This window comes from Paenibacillus sp. P3E, from assembly GCF_001909045.1.
GTDB classification, from domain to species: domain Bacteria; phylum Bacillota; class Bacilli; order Paenibacillales; family Paenibacillaceae; genus Paenibacillus_AQ; species Paenibacillus_AQ helianthi.
In genome coordinates this window covers 1-1,140 of sequence record NZ_LVWH01000120.1, presented here as the reverse complement: position 1 = coordinate 1,140, position 1,140 = coordinate 1, and the positions used below count along the sequence as shown (strand labels likewise).

Here is a 1,140-nt window from a genome sequence, read left to right as displayed (position 1 = left end):
GTAGTGATAATATTACCGAAATAAGAATGATTAAACTCCAAAAATAGGTATAACCCCATATATAAGAGTACATTTTCTGTAAGTAATGGCGTTTGGAAATTCAATGCTTCTAATAAAGGTTTTCCAACAAAAACTATTATCATCCATCCAATTATATAACAAAGCCACGCACATACTGTAGTAAATGAAATTATATTGACTAATTTAACTTTGTCTTTTCTTAACTGTGCTTCATTTACAGCTGGCAAATAACTATTATATGGAATTGAGGCTATAGTAGCTACTATACTAAACAATTGAAGAGTCAGTCCATAAGAAGCAGTCATCTCCAATCCTAAAAATGTTGAAGAAAGAATTATAGTACCCTGCGTGATAATGTAAGTACCAATAGAGGTTAATCCTGATTTCCAAGCATTGTGCCATATTCTCGAAATAATACCTTTGTTTTCAGTATTAATAGTTTTATTGTTTTTATCAAAAAAATCGTGTGAATCATGTTTTTTATAAAAGTAGTATCGTGATATTTGTCTTAAAACCAATCCACTTACAAAAAAAGAAATTGATATAGCTATCAGACCCAGATGCAAAAATAATCCAATTGATGTAATTAACAATTGAATACTCCCAGCTATAATTTGAGCTTTTTGAGATTCCTTTATTAAGCCAGTGCCTCTCAAAAAAGCACTCCAATATTCATAATAAATATTCAGAAAAATCCCGATGCAGTATATGAGCCATGCAATCATAAAATCTTCAATACCTTCATGAGTAGTAATTGTCAGAAGATATAAAGAACCAAAAATAGACAAAACCAAAAAGGCACTTACCGATATCACCAAATAAATCCTTTTACTTGAATGTAGTAATAAATTCATTAGTTTTTTATCTATTCCTTGATTATCATCTACTTTTTTTTCAGATATACCTTCCTTTAATATATCTGATGCACCACTCCAGCAATATGTAATATTCCTGGTAATAGTGGGTAAAAACCCAAAATCTAGTTGATAAGCTAACGCACCTAAACTGGTCATGGTATACCATAATCCTAGCTCTTGGGACGATAAATAGATACCAATTAAGGGAATCATTATGACATTAATCAATATCTTATATATATTCCCTACATAACTCCATAGC

General features: G+C 30.4%; 1 protein-coding gene. It reads right to left on the bottom strand.

Features of this window, described 5'->3' with window-relative positions; genetic code table 11:
• Nucleotides 1-1,091, bottom strand: a 1,091-nt coding sequence (gene wzx / locus A3842_RS11360) for an O-unit flippase-like protein (protein WP_305953387.1), incomplete at its 3' end; no start/stop codon positions are given.
• Between the last annotated feature and the right edge of the window lie 49 nt (nt 1,092-1,140).